Origin of the sequence: Synechococcus sp. PCC 7502 (genome assembly GCF_000317085.1) — a bacterium.
Classification (GTDB): domain Bacteria; phylum Cyanobacteriota; class Cyanobacteriia; order Pseudanabaenales; family Pseudanabaenaceae; genus PCC-7502.
Genome location: NC_019702.1, coordinates 1,940,221 through 1,960,611 on the forward strand (window position 1 = coordinate 1,940,221; position 20,391 = coordinate 1,960,611).

Consider the following 20,391-nt stretch of genomic DNA (forward strand, 5'->3'; position numbering starts at 1 on the left):
AACTACAGATAGTAGTTATTAAAATTAACCTAAAAAAAAGTCAATGCCATACTTGATTCGTAAGTCAGAGCAGCCTGATCAAGAAATTATTCAGCTAAAGCTAGGTTTAAATCGGATTGGACGTGATCGCAGCAGTGACATTGTAGAGACTCATACCAGTCTGTCTCGACAGCACGCCACGATAGAGGTTACAAATGATCATATTATTCTTACCGATCTGCAAAGTCTCAATGGTAGTTATGTTAATGGCGATCGAGTTAGTCAATATTACCTCCAGGATCAAGACTCCATCCGTTGTGGGGATATTGTTTTTAAATATAGGCGATCGCTGAATGAGATAGCTAGTAATACGGTCATAAACACCGAGCATCAGCATTTAAATATCTTGGAAAGGCTATCACCCGAAGCCACCAGCATGAATACGGATAATCTTTTACAAAAAAAAGCGCATTTGCAAGGGATGTTGCATGAACAGGACTTAAACTTGCGATCGCGAAATAAGCTGCAAATTATCCTTGAGGTGAGTAAACAGCTATCTTCGCCCCAAGAACCCCAAGAACTCCTAGAAAAAGTGCTGGAATTAATTTTTAAAATTATGAATGTGGATCGAGCCGCAATTTTAATCATTAATGAAAGCAGTAACGAACTAGAAGAGAAGGCGGTAAGAGCAAGAACAGGAAACCATTCTCAGTTTTATAGTAAGAAAATCACTAACTTTGTTCGCGAACAGGGGGATGCCATTCTCACTTCCGATGCCTTATTTGACCAACGATTTTCTTCTTCGGAATCAGTTTATGCTCAAACTATCCATGCTTCTATGTGTGTGCCGCTCAAGCCCAAGTCAAAAGTGATTGGGGTTTTATATGTGGATAACCTTTCTGTAACTAATATCTACACGGCTGAGGACTTAGAGTTTCTAACTGCCCTGGCGAGTCAAGCGGCAATTTGTATTGAAAATGCTAACCTTTACAAAAAGATTGAAGCAGAAGCAATCATGCGTAACAAGTTTGAGCGTTTTTTCTCCCAATCTGTAATCCGAAAGCTTAAGGAAGAGGAAGAACTAGGAATTATAGAAACGGAAGCAACTTCTTTATTTTGTGACATCAGTAACTACACCGAAATGTCAGCAACTATTGAGCCACACCAAGTCATTGCCATGTTAAATGAGTATTTTGAAGTTATGGCAGAGGGAATTGTATTTCAGTATGAAGGTACCTTAGAAAAATATATTGGTGATGCCCTTTTATCAGTTTGGGGTGCACCATATCCCTCCCCCGATGATGCCGATCGAGCAGTGGCGGCGGCGATCGCGATGCAATTTGCCATGCAGGACTTAAATGCACAATGGATGCGTCGTTACAATTTACCCGGACAGATACATATTGGACTAAATACAGGTAGGGTGGCGGCGGGCAATATTGGCTCTAGTCGGTTAATTCAATATGCCACCATTGGCGATACTACTAATGTTACTAGCCGCATCTGTAATATTGCCAAGGCGGGGGAGATTATGCTTTCGCAAAGTACTGTTGATAAATTAATTCAGAAAAACTTACCTCTGGAAAAAATGGCACCAGTTTTAGTGAAAGGCAAAAGTCAGCCTATCCAAATTTATCGATTGAACTGGCAAGATTTAAAACACAGTGTTAAAGCTGTAAATTAAGCTCAGTTAGTAATTGCTTGAGTCCTAATCCTATGATTTTGGATTACAGTATGCACTTGCCAATCAGCTTTCGTCTCAGGATAGTCTATACGGTAATGGGCTCCCCTACTTTCAGTACGAAATAAAGCTGATTTAATTACTAAATAAGCAAAATCGGCAAGATTACGAGTCTCTATCCATAACCTTGAAGGCGATTGAAGTTCTTGTATCTGTAGCTGCCAGAGTTTAATTTGGCTTAAAGCTACTTCTAATTCGGTTTGTTCTCGACAAATACCAGCAGCTTGCCATGTCAAATTTTGAATGCCTGTTTTAATTGCTTGAATCCTCTCTGTGATTTGCTCGGAAGGCTCAGAATTTAACTTGATTTCAGGTTCACTAGAATTACTTTGTATCTTGAATTTAGAACTGGATTGAGAACTGGCAACTTTTCGAGCTAGGCGTTCCCCAAATACAAAACATTCTAATAACGAGTTACTAGCAAGGCGATTGGCACCATGTACGCCCGTACTCGCAGTTTCTCCCACTGCATATAACCCAGTAATTGAAGTGGCACCATCGGCATCGACTAATATTCCTCCCATACAATAGTGGGCAGCAGGGGTCACAGGAATTGGTTTAGAAAAAATATCAATCTGCCAGTTGTGACAAATTTTAATAATATTAGGAAATCGATGGGCGATCGCCTCACGGGAAATTGGAGAAAGGTCTAAAAATACCGTAGGTTCTTGGGTAATTTGCAAATGCTTAAAAATGGCACGACTGACCACATCCCTCGGAGCAAGTTCACCTTTGGGATCATAGTTAAATACAAAGCGATCGCCTAGATGATCAATTAAGTATGCCCCCTCGCCCCTAACCGCCTCACTGATTAAAAACCTAGGAGCATTAGGTATTGCCAAAGCGGTAGGATGAAACTGGATAAATTCCATATCTCTAATTACCGCCCCTGCCCGCCAAGCGATCGCCACCCCATCTCCAGTACTAGAAGCGGGATTCGTATTTTGAGCAAAAACCTGCGCTCCCCCACCCGTTGCCAAAACCACTACCGATGATTGCAGATAGCTAATCTGGTGATGGCGATCTAGATAATAAACCCCTGTGCAAAGATTTGTTTCTACGGCGAGTTCTATGGATAAATCCAAAATTAGAGTTTCCGCAAAAACCTGAATATTTGATGTGTGCAGTACCTGTGCCGCCAATTTACTGACCAACGCCCTACCTGTGGTATCCGCAGAATGTAAAACCCGCCGATGGGAATGGGCTGCTTCTAAGGTTAATGCCAAGGAACCATCCTGTTGTCGGTCAAAGTCTACACCAAGACTGAGAAGTTTTTGAATTTGTTTAGCAGCTTCATTAACTAAAACATCCACTGCCTTGGGCTCACATAAACCTACCCCCGCCTTTAGGGTATCTTGGGCATGAAAACGGGGCGAATCATTTTGATCAACTACCGCTGCAATTCCACCCTGCGCCCAATCACTGGCTGAAACCGCCAGATTATCTTTGGTAATTAACCCAATTGTCCAATCAGGTGCCAACTCAGACACACACAAAGCCGTATAAAGCCCTGAGGCACCACCACCGACAATTAACATATCGAACTCAGACATGGGGTTGATTACTAATTATTCTAGATATGCTAACTCAGACAGGGATTAGATCATTAAAGCTACTGTACTTTTCAGTTTTATGCGGCACAAAAAGAAATATAAAACCATAACGGGGAACCTAGTCCTGCAACTCTGCTTTGTCCACTTTTTCCCTGAAAATTGCCATAAGGTGAAATCGAAAATATAAAGAATTTGTAAAAAAGCTTAATAAAACTATAAAATTGAGTAATACAAACCTTAAAGCGTAGTTTTAGGAAGAAAAATGCCTCTAAGCAAATTAATTACCCCAAGCTACTTTAAATGGGTTTTAAGATTACATCAGAAATATAAAAGATATAGAAATAAATATGGGCGATCGCTCGATCCGAACTTAGGTTTGATTAGTGCTGCTTTAATATTTTGTTTGTGGATTTTCACATTTGTCTTAAGTTGCCAAGTTGATCTAGGGTCAGTATCAATTTGGGTAGGAACTTTAATTGTTGTAGTCAGAACTTTTTTACATACAGGTCTATTTATTATTTCCCATGATGCGGCTCACGGTACAGTATTTACAGGCAATAGACGGCTGAATGATTGGATCGGGGCGATCGCTCTATGGATATACGGATTACTACCCTATCAAAAATTTGTAATTAATCATGGACTCCACCATAAACATCCCGCCACTGCCCAAGACCCAGATTTCCACGATGGCAGGCACTCTAGCATGACTAAATGGTATCTCGGCTTTATGTATCGCTACATTGATAAAAAGCAAGTCCTGACCTTATTTATAGGTATGACCATTTTATTCCACGGTATTAGAATTGGGTTTAATGTATCTGCTGTGAACTTATTACTATTTTGGATATTACCCCTGTTATTAAGTTCGATGCAGTTGTTCTATTTTGGCACCTATTTGCCTCACCGTGAGCCAGTCCATAAAGATCGCCATAACGCCCGTAGTAGTAAGTTTCCCGTCTTAATTTCATTTTTTACCTGTTACCATTTTGGCTATCATTGGGAACACCACGAATATCCGTACTTACCCTGGTTTAGGCTGCCTTCCGTGCGCAAATATTCAGGACACTAACTGATCCAATCTCGTTTATAATCTCGTTAAATCTGAAGTGGGAAATTTGATGAGTGAGTCTAAAGTAGATAAAGTTCGCGAGCAGTTCGATCAACTTCCCTATCCCAATATTGCCATTGAAGAAACTCCTAAAAATGAACTTAATACGCTTTTTAAGTTTTCTCTAACTACTTCTCAATATCGGTGATCGCAAAAAGTCATATATTCCGAAGGCAAAATTATTTTAGATTTGGGTTGTGGCAGTGGCTGGTTAACCTTAGGACTGACCCTAGCTAATCCCGGTGCCAGAGTTATTGGCATAGACATTTCCCCTCAATCCATAAAATGGGCAAAAAATCGTCTCAATTATCATGGATATTCAGAGGCAGAATTTTATGTGATGCCCTTTGAAGAAATTCCTAAATTAAATATCAGGTTTGATTTCATTCACTGTAGTGATGTGCTCTATCTTTTACCTGATCCCTTAGAGGCATTAAAAGTGATGCGGTCATTACTGGCACAAGATGGCATCATTCAGGGAAATCTGCATAGCATTTATCAACGTCATTATTTTTACCAAGGGCAGCAACTATGCAAATATTTGGGATTAATGGATACTGCTCCCACGGATATGGAATTTTCTTTAATCCGAGAACTAATGAATTCCCTTGATGATCGGATACTACTTAAGGATAAAACTTGGAATAGCAACCCTACAGACTCCTTTCTTTCTGCTAATCATCTTCTGCATGAAGATAAGGGTTATACGATTCCTGAGATGTTCCAGATGCTGGCTGAAGCAGATTTAGAGTTTATCAGCATGACCAATTGGAATCAATGGAATATTAGGGATTTATATAAAGATCGGAATAATCCCTCTGAATATTTAGATATGATCTGGGAAGCAGCTTCTATAGAGGAAAAGCTACATATATTCGAACTTCTAAATCCAGTACATCGCCTCCTTGATTTTTGGTGCTGCCATTTAGGCATGGTTGAGCCAAGAATTCCTATTAGTGAATGGCAGGATAATGATTGGGGAAATAGTAGAATTTATCTGCACCCTCAACTAAAACATCCCAAAATTAGAGAATCTCTTGATCAGGCGATCGCTCTCTATGCTCCCTTTAATATTCATGTGTTCTTAAATATCAACTCTGCCCAATCCATCAGTTTATATACTATTTCCTGCGCCTGCCTACATTTACTATGGGAGCGTCCATTGACCTTGAGTGAATTAGCTAAGGCATGGCAAACAATTAAGCCAGTCAATTGGTTAACAAAGGCAGTGATTTCCGCCCAAGATGCCTTAACAGAGATTAAAGAAGCTGTAATTGAAATGGAATTCCTGATGCTAGTTCTTGTTGAAAAATCCGACTAGAAAACTTCTGAACCTAGATAAGCATTTAGGTAAACTTAACTCTTTATACTTAACTCTTTATTAAGATATAGAATTAACAAATAATAAAGAATTTTTTGTCCTATCGTTTGTTGTAGCGTTTATAAACCATGTCTAAACCCCATCCCCTAGAACCTTTTATTAAACGGCTGAAATCAGGGCAAGCATTACTGCCAGATTCAAAAAATAATTTAATGGAAGTGGTGGGAATTTTAAAAAGCTACGGAGTAGTCTTAGATGCCTACTATCAAAACTTAATTTATATCTCTGAGCATCAGTTTTTAGTACTTTTTCCATTTTTTAAGTACTTCAATGGTAAGGTCACAGCGGCAAAACTAGGAAAGCATCTCTGGCACGATCGCATTAATTATGAATACGCTGAATACTGCATGAAAACTATGCTCTGGCACGGTGGTGGGGGCTTAGACCGTTATTTAGATTCCGATGAATTTAAGCAAAATTGCCAAAAAATCACTAATATCAAGCTTAAAAATAATTTGCCTATCAAGCTCATTAACCAAATATTTCCAGAGTTTTTATTAGAACAAATTCGGATGTTGTCCTACTACAGTGGACTGGGACAGTTTTGGCGAGTGATGGCAGAGATATTTTTAACCCTTTCAGATAAATATGATTGTGGTGAAATTCAATCTATTCCCGATGTGGTAGAGCATATTAAAAACGGTTTGGTCCGAGCTGCAAATAACCCTTTTAGTTACTCTGTGGATATAGATGGCAACAGTTATGACATAATTCCTCGGTCGGCAGGTTTGACGTTTTTGTCCGATTTGGCAATTCCCTATGTCGAAGCCATCTTTTTTCGGGGAACCCCGTTTTTTGGTACCGTCTCCTTTAATGCCCAAGCCCATCTAATTTCACCCGATCAGAGTCGCTTTAATTACGGAGCTTTATATGCCGATCCCTTACCTGTAGGTGGAGCAGGGATTCCTCCTACTTTGTTAATGCAGGATATGCGTCACTTTTTGCCAAATTACTTAGAGGAAATTTATAGCGATCGCACCCGTGGAAATTATGACCTCAGAGTTAAAATCTGTGAAAGCTTCCAAAAATCCATGTTTTGCGTAACTACAGCCACTATTTTAGGATTAGCCCCATTTCCCCTAGATTCCGAAGAGCCAGAGCAAATACTGAAAAATCAAGTCTATTTAGAAGGTTGGATGAATAGATTTGAAGACTCTCGACTTTTAAGCGTGCAGTAAGTTAGGGCGTTAATGCTTTGGGGGATGTAAAGCGATCGCCCTAAATCTTTAATTAATTTCTAGCATTACTTTTTTACAGCCTTTTTGGTCATAAATTTCTTAACCCCGAATACCGCCCCAAACCCAACTAGCCCAAGGGCAGGATTGAACTCAAAGGGTACAGCCGAAGGAGCCGTAATCTGAAAAGCAGCTAGAGCATTGGCTTGGTTGTTGTAATCTAGATCATAAGTTGTTGCAAAGTTATTAAAAGCAATTAGAAACTGATCTGGGTCGTTACCGTCACTACAAGCAACTGCATCACAACCAAAGAAACTTTCAAAACTATTAACTTGAGTAAAAGGATTGCCCGCCGCATTAAAACTAGCAGACTTTCCATCCACAGCAATCACTCCACCTGCATTAATCCAAGCAGTGAATTTGAAACTGTTAGTACCATCGGTGACGTTAATATTCACATTGGAAATATCGGCATTGGTAAAGGCTTCACCTGCATTTTTATTAATATCCATGACTCCACTAGCAGTCAGCAATGTGTTATTAGGACTAAGATTAAGTGTCTGAGTTTTGACATTAGGATCGTTACTGGTATAGAAAAAATTAAAGCTTATGGCATTGGCAGGATTAGCAGTTGTTAATACAGAAGCAACAAAGCCAGTGATAGCAATAGTTTTAGCGTTTACAGGGGGGGGGTAAGTTTGAACATATTGTTGTTGTTTGGGAATGATCAATATCGAAACTTTCACAAAAATATCACGACTCCTATGCCTACGTCATTATGACTATAAAAGCGATCTTGCCCTAAATCAGATGTTAAGGTTTATGGACTGGATATTTGAATGAAAATCGCTGCTAATTCATAGTAGGTATTTCAATCTCATACTTTATCTGCTACTATAGAGGACTGCAATTACACTTAAATCAACTTGTCCAATGGTTAAACTAAGACTAAAACGCTTCGGTAAAAAGCGTATGCCCAGCTATCGTATTGTTGCTATTAACAGCACTACCCGTAGAGATGCTCGCCCCTTAGAAGAGTTAGGCATCTATAATCCCCGTACCAAAGAAACAAGACTGGAAGTAGAAGCAATTGTGACTCGCCTCAAACAAGGAGCGCAACCTACAGATACAGTTAGAGCTATCCTCGAAAAAGCTAAGATTTTTGATTTAGTCGGTGCATAACTACATTACCCTAGTTAAATTCCTGATGGAGCCATTGTTGGATAATCCCGATGCGCTCAAAGTTAACTGCGAAACTAATGCCAAGGGCGATCGCATTTGGATCAGGGTTGCCTTTGATGCTAGGGAAAAAGGTCGTATATTTGGACGTAATGGGCGCACTATTCAAGCCATTCGGACTCTTCTATCCACTGCTGCCAATACCAATAACCAGAGTATAAAGTTTGATGTATTCGATCCTGAACCATCGGAGCCGAAATCTGAGCCTAAATTTACAGACAAACCGATAAAACCTACTTCTAAGCCTAAGCCTAAACCCAAGTCAGAATAAAAAGTAAATTCTGATTATTTCCCATGACTATAAGTGCTGAAATTATCTGCATAGGGACTGAGCTACTGTTGGGAGAAATCCTTAACAGTAATGCCCAGTATCTGGCACAGCAGTTAGCTAGCCTTGGTATTCCTCATTTTTATCAAACTGTGGTAGGAGATAATCCCGAGAGAATTCAAAAATCCTTAGCGATCGCCGCCAACAGATCAAATTTAATCATTACCACTGGTGGTTTAGGACCCACGCCCGATGACTTAACTACGGAATCCATTGCTGACTTCTTTGCTACCCCTCTAGTCGAGCATCCCCAAATTTGGGAAAATATTCAACAAAAATACGCAGGACGCACAATCACTGCCAATAATCGTAAGCAAGCATTTTTACCCCAAGGTGCCGAAATTTTAACCAATCCTGTAGGTACTGCCCCTGGGATGATCTGGCAACCTCGGCAGGGTTTAATGATTTTAACTTTCCCCGGTGTCCCCACGGAGCTTTATCCCATGTGGGAGCAATTTGCTGTACCTGTATTGCGATCGCAGGGCTGGGTCAAAGAAACCTTCTATTCCAAAGTATTACTGTATTGGGGGATTGCCGAGTCCGCCCTAGCCGAGCAGGTAAATTCCTTCTTTGATCTAACTAATCCCACAGTTGCCCCCTACGCCAATTATGGACAAGCTCGTTTACGCATTACCGCCCGAGCCGAAACCCTCGCAGCTGCCCAAGCCTTAATTGCTCCAGTGGAGGCAGAAATTCGGCAAATCACAGGTAAATATTGCTATGGCGTAGATGATGATACCCTTGCTGGTGTTGTTGGCAATCACTTAAAAAGTCAGGGGCAAACTCTTGCTGTAGCTGAATCCTGCACAGGTGGATGGCTAGGTGAAACAATCACTAGTGTTGCTGGTAGCTCCGCTTATTTTTTAGGTGGAGTAATTAGCTACAGTAACGAAGTTAAAGCTCAGGTTTTAAAAGTATCTCAGGCTGATTTACAAGAACATGGGGCAGTCAGTTCTGAAGTTGCTATGCAAATGGCACTGGGCGTAAAGAATTTGTTACAAAGTGATTGGGCAATTAGCATCACTGGTATTGCTGGTCCCGATGGTGGTTCAAGTGTCAAACCAATTGGGCTAGTATATATTGGACTCGCTGATCCTGATGGTAATGTGGAAGCGATCGCCTATAAATTTAATCCTCATCGCGATCGACATTGGATCAGAATGGTGAGTGTTTACTCCGCATTAGACCAACTTAGACAAAGATTTGTTATGATTTAGTTAATTTATTAAATTAAGTCTTTAAACTTATCCAGTTCTCGCAGGAGGCATTGCATGAAGTCTATTCAAAAAGCGTTAAAAAAGTTAGGTGAAATCTTTAATCGAGTGCTTGATGCTCTGCTAGAACAATTAGGAGGGAAAGAGCCCGAACCCGAAATGATCCCGATTCCAGTAAGAGATCGCCGTTAATTTTAGATTCATGGCTAGATATACCCAAAACTATGTAGTTACAACCAATCCGAGTCATGTGCGTGATGTTGTGGCAGACATTCTGAGTACCTGTAGTTTGGTTGTCAGCTATATCACCGATGACTACGTTATGGCGCAAGAACAATCGGGTAAGATAAATTTTTCAAAATTAGTAACCGTCGAAGTCTTAATTCATCAGCCTTCCCTGGAGAGTAACTCCATAAAATTGACCTGTGTTACCAAAAATGGAGAGTTACCCCTACGGCTAGGTAATCACTGTCAACTAATGTCTGAGTTGGTGGATAAAGCTTTCTGTACTTCTCAGGCATGGCAACTTCTGGAAAGTAGTCCCACTCCCACTCTAAACTAAAAACCTAAAACTAAAAAACTAAGCTATGGGCTAGAATAGTTTAAATGAGTGGATACAATCATATATTTGCCGATAACCGCCAAGCTAGGTTTAACTATGAAATCCTAGAAGTCTATGAAGCGGGAATTGAATTAACTGGAACCGAAGTAAAATCGATTAAATCTGGATTGGCTAATCTTCGAGATGCCTATGGAATTGTGCGTAAGGGCGAAATTCTGATCCTCAATATGTATGTTTCTCCCCATAAGACGACTAGCTTAATTTTTAACCATGAGCCAACTCGAACGCGCAAGTTACTCATGCATAAGCAAGAAATTCGGAAACTGATTGGCAAAGTAGAGCAAAGGGGGTTAACCTTAATTCCCCTCAAACTGCATCTTAAAAATGGTTGGATTAAGGTTGATCTAGCATTAGCCAAAAACAAAAAACTCCATGATAAGCGTGAGGATATTAAGAAACGGGAAGATAAGCGTGATATTGCTAGGGCTATGAAGTTTAATTAATTGCTAAGTTCAAGCTCACTAAATTGATGAAATCCTGAGATCAACCATAGTCTAAATTAATCCAAAATAATGTAGAGTGAAAATTATAAAGTATGGGAAAAGTTTTTGATTTCTATAGAGCGTGTCACCGAAATTTATTTTACCCCTCTTAACTCTCTGATATTTGAGGCGCAAGGTATTCATCGTCAGTACCATGATGCTAATACTGTGCAGATGTGTACTCTATCGAATATTAAGTCAGGGAACTGTCCTGAAGATTGTAAATATTGCCCTCAAAGTGCTAGGTATAAAGCGGATATTTCGGAATATGGATTGCTCTCTGTAGAAGAAGTACTAAGTCAGGCACAGTTGGCAAAGGCTAATGGTTCTACCCGACTATGTATGGGAGCCGCATGGCGACAGGTCAAAGATGGAGAAGACTTTGAGCAGATCTTAAAAATGGTGGAAGGCGTTGCTAGTTTAGGTATGGAAGCTTGTGTCACCTTGGGAATGCTGCGGGAAGATCAAGCTCAACGACTAGCAAAAGCGGGTTTAACTGCGTACAATCATAACCTTGACACATCAGAAAAATTTTATCCCGAAATTATTAGTACTAGAGCCTATGGCGATCGCCTAGAAACAATCAAAAATGTGGCAGCCGCAGGTATTCAAGTTTGTTGTGGTGGTATTGTCGGTATGGGTGAAACAGATAGCGATCGCATTGAACTACTGCACACCTTAGCTAACCTCAATCCTCAGCCCGACTCGGTTCCAATTAATGCCCTTTCGCCCGTAGAGGGAACCCCTTTAGGAAATATGCCGATCATTGATCCGATAATTTTGGTGCGGATGATTGCCACTGCGCGTATTTTAATGCCCATGGCAATGGTGAGATTGTCCGCAGGTCGTAACCAATTAAGCGTCAGCGATCAGGCATTATGTTTCCTAGCAGGTGCTAATTCCATTTTTAGCAGTGAGAAACTGTTAACCACGACTAATCCCAGTCTAGATCAAGATGCTGAAATGTTTGCAAAGTTAGGAATAGCGGCAATGACGTAATATAATCCAAGCTTAATCTTAACCATAGACTCTAAATATTCAAAAAATATTCAACTAAACATAAATAAAATAAATGACTTCTTTTGTAGTTGCTGTCCCTGCCACCACTGGAAATCTTGGGGCTGGTTTTGATTGTCTTGGGGCGGCTTTAAGTTTATACAACAGGTTTGAATTTGCTTTAGCTTCTGAATTAGAAATCAAGGCATCAGGAGTTTATGGTAAGTCAGTGGCAAGGGATGAGAGTAATTTAATTTACACCAGCCTAGTCAAGTTTTTTAAGTATATAGATCGCCCGATTCCAGCCTTATCCCTTAATATTGAAGCAAATATTCCCATGGCACGGGGGTTAGGTAGTTCTGCTACAGCAATTGTCGGGGGCATTGTCGGGGGCAATTTGTTGGCAGGTTCACCCTGTACCCAACGGCAGCTTTTAGACTTAGCGATCGCCATAGAAGGACATCCTGATAATGTGGCTGCGGCAATGTTGGGGGGATGTCAGTTATCGGCAACAAGATTAGATGGTAGTTGGGAGATTTGTGCTATTGCTTGGCATCCAGAGGTGGCGATCGCTGTGGCAATTCCCAATTTTGAACTATCGACATCCGAGGCTAGAGCCGTTTTACCTCAAACAGTACCCATGGCTGATGCGATTTTTAATGCTTCCCATTTAGCTTTTCTAACTCAAGCCTTAACTAAGGGTAATCCCCAGTGGTTACAGACTGCGCTACAGGATCGCCTCCATCAGCCCTATCGCGAAAGTTTAATTGTGGGCTTAAAAGAGGTTGAAAAAGCAGCGATCGCCTTTGGAGCTTACGGCATGGTAGTTAGTGGGGCAGGACCAACCCTATTGGCAATTGGTCATCCGCGTAATATTGAAGGAATTGCAAATGGCATGGTTAAAGCTTGGCAATCAGTAAATATTGTAGCCACCAAAAAAGTGTTATCCATTGCCACCAGTGGCACTACTTGTACTGTAAATTAGCTGTAAATTAATAGTCCTGAGTTAAAATCTAATTAACAACACTTCATAAATTATCTATGACCAAGCTCCAGTTCCTTCTGGTTACAAGTCTGATCACCTCTGTTATATTACTGTTGGCTGGTAATCGAGACACTAATACCATTTTCCCCATTGCGATCGTGATTGCACTTTCTAGTCTTGCCAATCGCTATATCTCTGAAAATCTTTGGGATAAGGTAGCTGTATGGGCAAATAATGTTACAGGTCGAAAAATTTTTCGGACAAAGCTAAAACGACTACCTCCTTCAAAATCTAGGCGGCTACGTTAAAAGATATATAAATTAAAAAATGGAGCGCTGCCCTTCGGGGCTAATCCCAATAATAGTTAGCTGACAGTCTAAAACCTTATAGCCATACTTTTCGGCAACTTTTTGGCTGATTTCTAAGATTTTGTCGTTCTTAAACTCAATTACAGCATTAGTCTTAACACAGACGAGGTGATGATGGTGATGGGGACGAGGTTGATTGATTTCATAATGCTTATGATCCTCAGTAAGTTCTAGTTCCCGCAAAATTCCCATCCTTGCCATCATTTTGACAGTACGGTAAATCGTCGAGAGGCTAATATCTTCTCCTTGGTCTTTGAGACGATTATATAGATCTTCTGCACTTAGATGTTGTCCTTCAGGTAGGTTTTTAAATGTATTTAAGATTACTTCTCGTTGTGGAGTCATTCGCCAACCTTTAGCATTAAGTTCAGCCCTAAGAATTTCAGGAGTGTAATCTGTGGTGGCAGAAGTCATACCGTTCTCAATAACAAGTTCTTCTTGATAATAGCTGATTTTTTCTTGTTTTGGCACAAAAAAACCGCCCATTGAGATAGCTAAAAAGGCGGCTAAAAAATATAATTCTGAAATTTTTAATTCCTTAACTTTTAACAATCATAATAAAGAGCGAATTCATAGGGATGGGGACGAATACTCATACCTACTGCTTCACTCCGTTTATAAGAAATCCAGTTCTGGATGAAGTCCTCAGTAAATACGCCACCTGCTAGTAAAAACTCGTGATCATCTTCTAAGTTAGATAGAGCTTCACTCAATGAGCCAGGAGTTGAAGGAATCTTGGCTAGTTCTTCAGGTGATAGTTCATAAATATCCACATCCAGAGAATTACCAGGATCAATTTGATTCTTGATTCCATCAATTCCAGCTAGGAGCATAGCCGAAAATGCTAAGTATGGATTACTGGTAGCATCGGGGCATCGGAATTCTAAACGCTTGGCTTTAGGGTTGGTTCCTGATAGGGGTATCCGAATGGAAGCCGAACGATTACCTTGGGAATACGCAAGGTTCACTGGTGCCTCAAAGCCCGGAACCAGACGTTTGTAAGAATTAGTTGTAGGGTTGGTGATGGCTAATAGAGCGGGTGCATGTTTTAGCAGTCCTCCAATGTAATGGAGAGCCATTTGACTAAGATTAGCGTAACCATCTCCCCAGAAAAGTGGGTTGCCACCTTGCCAAATTGATTGGTGAGTATGCATTCCAGAACCGTTATCACCAAATAGAGGCTTAGGCATAAAAGTTACAGTTTTGTTGTATCTTTTAGCTACATTTTTAATGACATATTTATAGGTCATTAGATAGTCTGCTGCCTGAATCATACTGGCAAATCGGAAGCCGAGTTCTGCTTGCCCCCCTGTTGCCACTTCGTGGTGGTGTTTTTCAATGGGAACACCGCATTTTGCCATAGTTAGCAACATTTCTGTGCGAATGTCTTGAAAAGAATCCGATGGGGAAACAGGAAAATAACCTTGTTTGCCTCGAATTTTATGACCGAGATTACCGCCAGGTTCTTGTCTACCAGTATTCCATGAACCTTCGCTAGATTCTACTTCATAGTAACCAGAGTTAATAGTTTGGTCATAGGTGACGCTATCAAACATAAAAAATTCTGCCTCAGGACCAAAATAGGCAGTATCACCAATGCCAGTACTAGAGAGATAGTCTAGGGCTTTTTTGGCAATGTTACGGGGGCAGCGATTGTAGTCTGCTCCAGTACGAGGTTCTTTGATACTACAAATCATGCTGAGAGTTGGTTCTTCCATAAATGGATCAATCCATGCTGTTGTAGGATCGGGAACCATCGCCATATCAGATTCGTTGATAGCTTTCCAGCCACGAATACTAGAACCATCGAAGGGAACTCCATCGGTGAAAGAGCTTTCATCAATTTGGTTATAGTAAAAAGAACAATGCTGCCATGTACCTGGCATATCAATAAATTTGAGATCAATAATCTTAATGTCTTGCTCTTGAATTAATGTCAAGACTTCTTGGGGAGTCTGAGCCATGCTATTTCCTTGGAATGATTGGTTAATTACCAGTCTTCATAGTATGGAGGATAAATTAAGGTTTTTGTATTTGTTTATACAATTTTATCTAAGGAGGAGGATACTTAAAGTTTAAAGACTATGTAATTTCGGCTTAAATCATTGCTATTACTGCATATCAATTTTTATGGATTGCTTAAAATTTATGAAAAGATTTATCAAAACTAGCTAAATTGCAAGAAGATTGATCAAAATTAAAAAATAATAAACACAAAGATGCACCACCTTAGCAGTTGCAGTGAGTTTATAATAGGTAGTCTTCAGAATGTCATCTTCAGCAAAGAAAATCTCTTTTTGTACCAAAATATTGCCAGTATCGATTCCATAATCTACACAATGAATTCTTACGCCTTTCCGGGTATTTTCCAAGAAGCTCCACAAGCTTGGATTTGCTCCTCTATTTTAAGGTATAAATTATATATTATATATGTATATTAATTATCTGGTGTTGCATAATGAAGAATGGGTTCAAGCAAGAGAGATGCAATGTCCAAAGTGTGGGTCTGAACAAATACGCAAAAATGGAATTAAGCAAGGCAAGCGATGCTGCACATTTGTAGCTGAATGTGGTCGCCAGTTTACAAATCCCACAGAACAAACAAAAGCATACCCAGAAACTACAAAACAAACATGCCTGAAGATGTATCTCAATGGGATAGGGGTATTGAAAGAGTTATGGGAGTACATCACACCACAGTAATTAATTGGGTTAGACAAAAAGGAGAAAAGTTACCCGATTCTATCACTCCTGAAAACTTGCCAGATGTCGGTGAATTAGATGAACTTGAAACTTTTGTTGGTTTAAAAAAACAAGATCTGGCTATGGACAGCAGTAGACCATTTTTGTAAAGGTATCCTTGCATTGACAGTAGGTGATCGCAGTGCTAAAACTTTTGAGCCATTATGGGCAATCGTGGCAGCATGGCAATGTTATTTCTACGTCACTGATGGTTGGACTGTATATCCAAGTTTTATCCCTAACGGCGATCAAATTATTCGCAAGATGTACATGACCAGAGTTGAGGGTGAAAATTCTCGGCTACGCCACTATCTTGCAAGATTGCATCGTAAAACCTTCTGTTATTCTAAGTCTTTGGATATGTTGCGTTACTGCTGATTCACTATCTTAATGACCCTTCTATCTGATTCATATTTTTGTCTGCAACGCCCATATTTAGTTGCACAATACTTTATATATGCAACTAAATTGTACGTATAAAGTATTGACTTGATCTGTTAATAAATAGCTAACTAATTCTTGCTTCAATTTTACGGAAACCACTGAGAAAGTCCTGTAAACCTGAAGTTTCACCGAACTTACGCACAATTAAAATCGAAGCCTGACATTTCAATGCCAACTCATCGCCGTAGATGCCTAAGGTCTGACGTTCTTGCCCTTCAAGGGTAATTCCCGTAATTGTTAGATCAAAATTGCTACAGGCAGATACTACTTCATTAATATCAGCTTCAGTCTCAGAGTTAGTAACCACAATGCGATCGCCTAAGGATTGAGGTAGTTGAGCCAAAATTGTCGAGATTTGTGTATCTAAACTAGGATTAATCACCATAATTTCCATACTGGCATGGCTAAGGTTGCCAAGAATTCTGATTCCCAGTTCCAAAGCTAGATCATCGTGAATATCTCCACCATAGGGAACAAGTAAACTGTGCAAATTGCCGCGATCGCTATCTAAAAATACAGCTATATCTACTGGGGCTGTGCGTAATATTTCTCCAACTTTACCGCCCAAACGATTATTACTAAATACAGGTTTATGCCAACCCATCACAATTAAATTCATATCTGCGGCAACTTTTACGGTTTCCAGTGCCACATCTTGGCAAATTTGCGCTATAGGATTTAAATACTGGCGAATTGAAGGAGGTTCAATCGTAGAAATCACCTGAGTCAGGTGATCACGGCGCAGTCGTAGATTATTCTCGGTTTCCGTGGGCATATTTTGGAATAAGTTATCAGCATCAACCTGTACCAAACTAAAAGGATAAACCCTATGATTTTTTTGTTGAGGATGTAAAGCGATCGCTGTGGCAATGGCAATTAAGCCTCTTTCGGTATTAGGATTTGTTACAGGCACTAAAACCTGATAGTTAGGGTCAATATTTAATTCTTGCGCTAATTCATCACCTAATTCATCAATATGAGGCTTGCTATGGATAAAGTCTAAGAGGGGTGAAGTCATAAAAGTTGTAACCAAAGCCATAATCACCAACATCGTGAATAACACAGGTGAAATCACTTTTAAGTTCAAGCCAATATTCAAGACAATTAGTTCTGTTAATCCCCTAGTATTCATTAACCAGCCCAAAATCGTAGCCTCATGTTTGGGAACTTGACACATCCGAGCAGCCACATAGGTCCCAAAGAATTTCCCCGCGATCGCCACTACTAAAATCAACCCACAGATTAGCCATAGTTGCGGAGTATTCAATAAACCAATTTGTGTTCGCAGCCCGCTATAGGCAAAGAAAATGGGCAGGAGAAAAATTAGGACAAACTCTTCGGTTTTTAAAGATAACTCATGCATTAAACCTTCGTTTTTAGGCATAATCACTCCCAGTAAAAATGCGCCAAAAATTAAGTGAATCCCAATCAATTCCGTAATTAGGGCGGAAATTAAAACCCCCATATAAATTACTGCTAATAACGACTGACTGATCCGCTTAGTCCGTTCATAGTGAGCATCTAATCGGGATAAAAACTTTCTGCCAACGGTCAGCATCAAGGTAATATAAGCCACAGCCAAAACAATCGTGGAAATGGCACCCGTTACCGTATTTGTTGTCGCCACAGCGATCGCCATCGCCAATAGGCACCAGGCTGTAACATCATCAACTGCTGCACAGGTTAGAGCCAAATTACCAAGGGGAGTATTCTGAAGATTTTTCTCGGTAATAATTCTTGCCAATACAGGAAAAGCCGTAATCGACATTGCCGATCCCATAAATAGACAAAAAGCTGCAAAGTTTACCCCAGATTCAGAGAGTAAAGGATATAAAAATACTGAAAGCAAACTACCCAGTAAAAATGGCAACAAAATACTGAAGTTGGATATGAGCACAGCAACTTTACCTTGTCCCCTCAAATACTTAGGATTTAACTCCAAGCCAATTAAGAACATGAAAAAAATTAAGCCTACTTGTGCCAAAACATTCAAAAATGGAATTGAAGATGTAGGAAATAGCCAACTCTCAACTTTAGGATTAATTAATCCCAATAATGAAGGCCCTAATAAAATTCCTGCCACGATCTCGCCAATGACCAAGGGCTGCTTGATCAGCCTAAATCCTAGCCCTACCAATCGCGAAAGCCCAATAATGATCAGAATTTCAAAGAGAACTAATACCACTGCTTCCATCGCAAGAATTTAGTAAAGATTATGAAATAGTAGGGCTGTTTTAGTCTTCCCTAACCCACATCCTCAACCAGACGAGACCCTGAATACACCACACCCTTTTTAATATCAACAGTTAAGGGTTCCCCATCTCTAATTTTGTGGGTGGCATCCTTAACACCAATCAAGATGGGAATTCCTAACTTGCGACCTATGACCACGGCATGGGAGTCCAAACTAGAAACCTCTGTGATTATTGCCGAAGCTTTACGAATGACTTCAATATAATCTGAGGTAGTTGCCTCAACCACGAGAATTTCACCCAGATTAAAATCCTTAACATCTAGGTAATTATGAGCTACCCTAGCCCGACCCGTAGCAAGACCAGAGCCAACCCCTAAGCCTCTACCCACAACCGCGGATACAAACTCAACTTTAATTAAGTCCGTTGACCCAGATACCCCTTGGAGCGTACCAGCAGTCATAACCACTAGATCGCCCGCCCTTACCAATTGCTGTTCCTGTGCCAAATTTAAAGCAGCCTCAAAGTTCTGCCTTGCGGAGGGTAAAGATAACACCATAAGCGGATGCACACCCCAAACCAGTTGTAACTGTCTCGCCACATCAACCTGAGAGGTAATTGCTAAAATGGGAATGGGTGGACGAAATTTACTAACGTTGCGGGCTGTGGCTCCAGATTTGGTTAAGGTTAAAATTGCTGATGCCTCTAATTGGCTAGCAATATGGCTTACAGCCTGGCTAATGGCATTCGGTACGGACTTACCAAAGGTTTCAATAGAAGTAAACTTAAATTCTCGTTCAGTTCGCACCGCAATCCTTGCCATAGTTTCCACAGCTTGAATGGGGTAATTACCTGTGGCAGTTTCGTTAGAGAGCATAACCGCATCGGTACCATCGATAATGGCATTGGCAACATCAGAGATTTCCGCACGGGTGGGACGAGGATTGTTATACATGCTATCTAGCATTTGAGTGGCGGTGATTACGGGAATACCTAAGAGATTGGCGGTTTTGATCAGACGTTTTTGCAAAATCGGCACATCCTCGGCAGGCACCTCCACCCCCAAATCACCCCTAGCTACCATTACGCCATCACAGACTGCCAAAATTTCCTGCATCTGGGCGATCGCCTCATGTTTTTCGATCTTGGCAATGACTTTGACATTTCTACCACTTTTAGCAATTAAATCTTTTAACTCCAAAACATCCTCTGGGCTACAGACAAAGCTTAATGCTACCCAATCCACACCCTCTGCTAAGCCAAAAGTTAGGTCAGCCCGATCTTTATCGGTCATAGCTTTTACAGACAGATGAACATTGGGAAAATTTACCCCTTTATTATTGGATAAGACCCCAGGAATCACGACCGAACAGCGTAGCTCTCCCGCTTCGGGATCAACTTCATCTACTTTGAGTTCGACTTTACCATCATCTAATAAAATTACCGCCCCCACGGGAACTTCCTGTGCCAAATTATCGTAGGTAACTGAGCTAATCGTTTGAGTACCAGGAATAATGCGGTTAGTCAGGATGAATTTATCACCTTTTTTGAGAGTAATCGAGCCATCGGCAAACTTTCCCAACCGAATTTTAGGTCCTTGCAGGTCTTGAAGAATAGCAACGGGTTGATTTAGCTCTACCGAAACCTGGCGGATATTACAGATACTACGGTGATGATCGGCATGGCTACCGTGGGAAAAGTTAAGCCTTAGTGTGGTTGCCCCCGCTTCAATTAAGGCACGAATCATTTCAGGGCTACTGGTAGCAGGTCCAATAGTAGCAACAATTTTAGTACGGCGGATTTGTTCTTTGGCTAGCATGTAGATATTACGTGGTTGTT

General features: G+C 40.5%; 20 protein-coding genes and 1 pseudogene. 15 read left to right on the forward strand and 6 right to left on the reverse strand.

All coding sequences use genetic code 11. The annotated features are described in order from the left end of the window. Positions 1-43: 43 nt before the first annotated feature. On the forward strand, positions 44-1,663 hold the full coding sequence (locus SYN7502_RS09525; protein ID WP_015168627.1) for an adenylate/guanylate cyclase domain-containing protein: 1,620 nt from the start codon (positions 44-46) through the stop codon (positions 1,661-1,663). Between the two features lie 2 nt (positions 1,664-1,665). On the opposite strand, the gene nadB is transcribed toward SYN7502_RS09525, so the two are convergent. Next, positions 1,666-3,273 carry an L-aspartate oxidase gene (gene nadB / locus SYN7502_RS09530; protein WP_041429344.1) on the reverse strand — a complete coding sequence of 536 codons (1,608 nt, stop codon included), beginning with the start codon at positions 3,271-3,273 and terminating at the stop codon, positions 1,666-1,668. Positions 3,274-3,535: 262 nt separating this feature from the next. On the opposite strand from nadB, the gene SYN7502_RS09535 reads away from it, so the two are divergent. From SYN7502_RS09535 to SYN7502_RS09545, 4 genes are all read left to right on the forward strand, one after another. After that, entirely contained in the window at positions 3,536-4,345 is an 810-nt protein-coding gene (locus tag SYN7502_RS09535) for a fatty acid desaturase (protein ID WP_015168629.1), read from the forward strand. Positions 4,346-4,394: 49 nt separating this feature from the next. After that, complete coding sequence (locus tag SYN7502_RS20195; RefSeq protein ID WP_168130352.1) at positions 4,395-4,532, forward strand: hypothetical protein; 138 nt, start codon at positions 4,395-4,397, stop codon at positions 4,530-4,532. A gap of 30 nt (positions 4,533-4,562) precedes the next feature. Continuing rightward, positions 4,563-5,705 (forward strand): class I SAM-dependent methyltransferase, encoded by a 1,143-nt coding sequence (locus SYN7502_RS09540; RefSeq protein WP_256377874.1) that lies wholly within the window; start codon positions 4,563-4,565, stop codon positions 5,703-5,705. Between the two features lie 128 nt (positions 5,706-5,833). Then, positions 5,834-6,943, forward strand: a complete 1,110-nt coding sequence (locus tag SYN7502_RS09545; protein WP_015168630.1) for a CO2 hydration protein — start codon at positions 5,834-5,836, stop codon at positions 6,941-6,943. Positions 6,944-7,008: 65 nt separating this feature from the next. Here the strand turns inward: SYN7502_RS09545 and SYN7502_RS09550 are convergent, their stop codons facing one another. Continuing rightward, positions 7,009-7,686, reverse strand: coding sequence for a PFE-CTERM domain-containing protein (locus SYN7502_RS09550; protein WP_015168631.1), 678 nt, complete (start codon positions 7,684-7,686; stop codon positions 7,009-7,011). A gap of 187 nt (positions 7,687-7,873) precedes the next feature. Here SYN7502_RS09550 and rpsP point away from each other — a divergent pair, with 187 nt between their 5' ends. The 9 genes from rpsP (at position 7,874) to SYN7502_RS09590 (ending at position 13,114) form a co-directional block, all read left to right on the forward strand. Further along, entirely contained in the window at positions 7,874-8,122 is a 249-nt protein-coding gene (gene rpsP, locus SYN7502_RS09555; protein WP_015168632.1) for a 30S ribosomal protein S16, read from the forward strand. Beyond that, a complete protein-coding gene (locus SYN7502_RS09560) occupies positions 8,115-8,450 on the forward strand; it encodes a KH domain-containing protein (protein ID WP_041429346.1) in 336 nt (111 codons plus the stop codon). The genes rpsP and SYN7502_RS09560 overlap by 8 nt, the downstream gene beginning before the upstream one ends. 23 nt (positions 8,451-8,473) lie before the next feature. Continuing rightward, the gene (locus tag SYN7502_RS09565) at positions 8,474-9,724 is read left to right on the forward strand and encodes a competence/damage-inducible protein A (RefSeq protein WP_015168634.1); all 1,251 of its coding nucleotides are present in this window, start codon (positions 8,474-8,476) and stop codon (positions 9,722-9,724) included. Between the two features lie 54 nt (positions 9,725-9,778). Then, on the forward strand, positions 9,779-9,913 hold the full coding sequence (locus SYN7502_RS21165; RefSeq protein WP_015168635.1) for a hypothetical protein: 135 nt from the start codon (positions 9,779-9,781) through the stop codon (positions 9,911-9,913). Between the two features lie 10 nt (positions 9,914-9,923). Beyond that, entirely contained in the window at positions 9,924-10,283 is a 360-nt protein-coding gene (locus SYN7502_RS09570; protein WP_015168636.1) for a hypothetical protein, read from the forward strand. A gap of 44 nt (positions 10,284-10,327) precedes the next feature. Continuing rightward, positions 10,328-10,786 carry an SsrA-binding protein SmpB gene (gene smpB / locus SYN7502_RS09575; RefSeq protein ID WP_015168637.1) on the forward strand — a complete coding sequence of 153 codons (459 nt, stop codon included), beginning with the start codon at positions 10,328-10,330 and terminating at the stop codon, positions 10,784-10,786. Between the two features lie 105 nt (positions 10,787-10,891). Then, complete coding sequence (gene bioB, locus SYN7502_RS09580; protein ID WP_015168638.1) at positions 10,892-11,824, forward strand: biotin synthase BioB; 933 nt, start codon at positions 10,892-10,894, stop codon at positions 11,822-11,824. A 73-nt stretch (positions 11,825-11,897) separates the two neighbouring features. Next, positions 11,898-12,806 carry a homoserine kinase gene (thrB, locus tag SYN7502_RS09585; protein WP_015168639.1) on the forward strand — a complete coding sequence of 303 codons (909 nt, stop codon included), beginning with the start codon at positions 11,898-11,900 and terminating at the stop codon, positions 12,804-12,806. 56 nt (positions 12,807-12,862) lie between these two features. Continuing rightward, positions 12,863-13,114 carry a hypothetical protein gene (locus tag SYN7502_RS09590; protein WP_015168640.1) on the forward strand — a complete coding sequence of 84 codons (252 nt, stop codon included), beginning with the start codon at positions 12,863-12,865 and terminating at the stop codon, positions 13,112-13,114. Between the two features lie 12 nt (positions 13,115-13,126). Here the strand turns inward: SYN7502_RS09590 and SYN7502_RS09595 are convergent, their stop codons facing one another. Together SYN7502_RS09595 and glnA are read right to left on the reverse strand one after the other, a co-directional pair. Next, a complete protein-coding gene (locus SYN7502_RS09595; RefSeq protein ID WP_041430091.1) occupies positions 13,127-13,588 on the reverse strand; it encodes a Fur family transcriptional regulator in 462 nt (153 codons plus the stop codon). A gap of 131 nt (positions 13,589-13,719) precedes the next feature. Beyond that, positions 13,720-15,138, reverse strand: a complete 1,419-nt coding sequence (glnA, locus tag SYN7502_RS09600) for a type I glutamate--ammonia ligase (protein ID WP_015168642.1) — start codon at positions 15,136-15,138, stop codon at positions 13,720-13,722. Between the two features lie 520 nt (positions 15,139-15,658). On the opposite strand from glnA, the pseudogene SYN7502_RS18880 reads away from it, so the two are divergent. Continuing rightward, positions 15,659-16,294 (forward strand): annotated as a pseudogene (locus SYN7502_RS18880) (IS1 family transposase). A gap of 130 nt (positions 16,295-16,424) precedes the next feature. Here the strand turns inward: SYN7502_RS18880 and SYN7502_RS09615 are convergent. After that, the gene (locus SYN7502_RS09615; RefSeq protein WP_015168643.1) at positions 16,425-18,554 is read right to left on the reverse strand and encodes a cation:proton antiporter; all 2,130 of its coding nucleotides are present in this window, start codon (positions 18,552-18,554) and stop codon (positions 16,425-16,427) included. A gap of 50 nt (positions 18,555-18,604) precedes the next feature. Continuing rightward, on the reverse strand, positions 18,605-20,371 hold the full coding sequence (gene pyk, locus SYN7502_RS09620) for a pyruvate kinase (protein ID WP_015168644.1): 1,767 nt from the start codon (positions 20,369-20,371) through the stop codon (positions 18,605-18,607). Positions 20,372-20,391 lie beyond the last annotated feature (20 nt).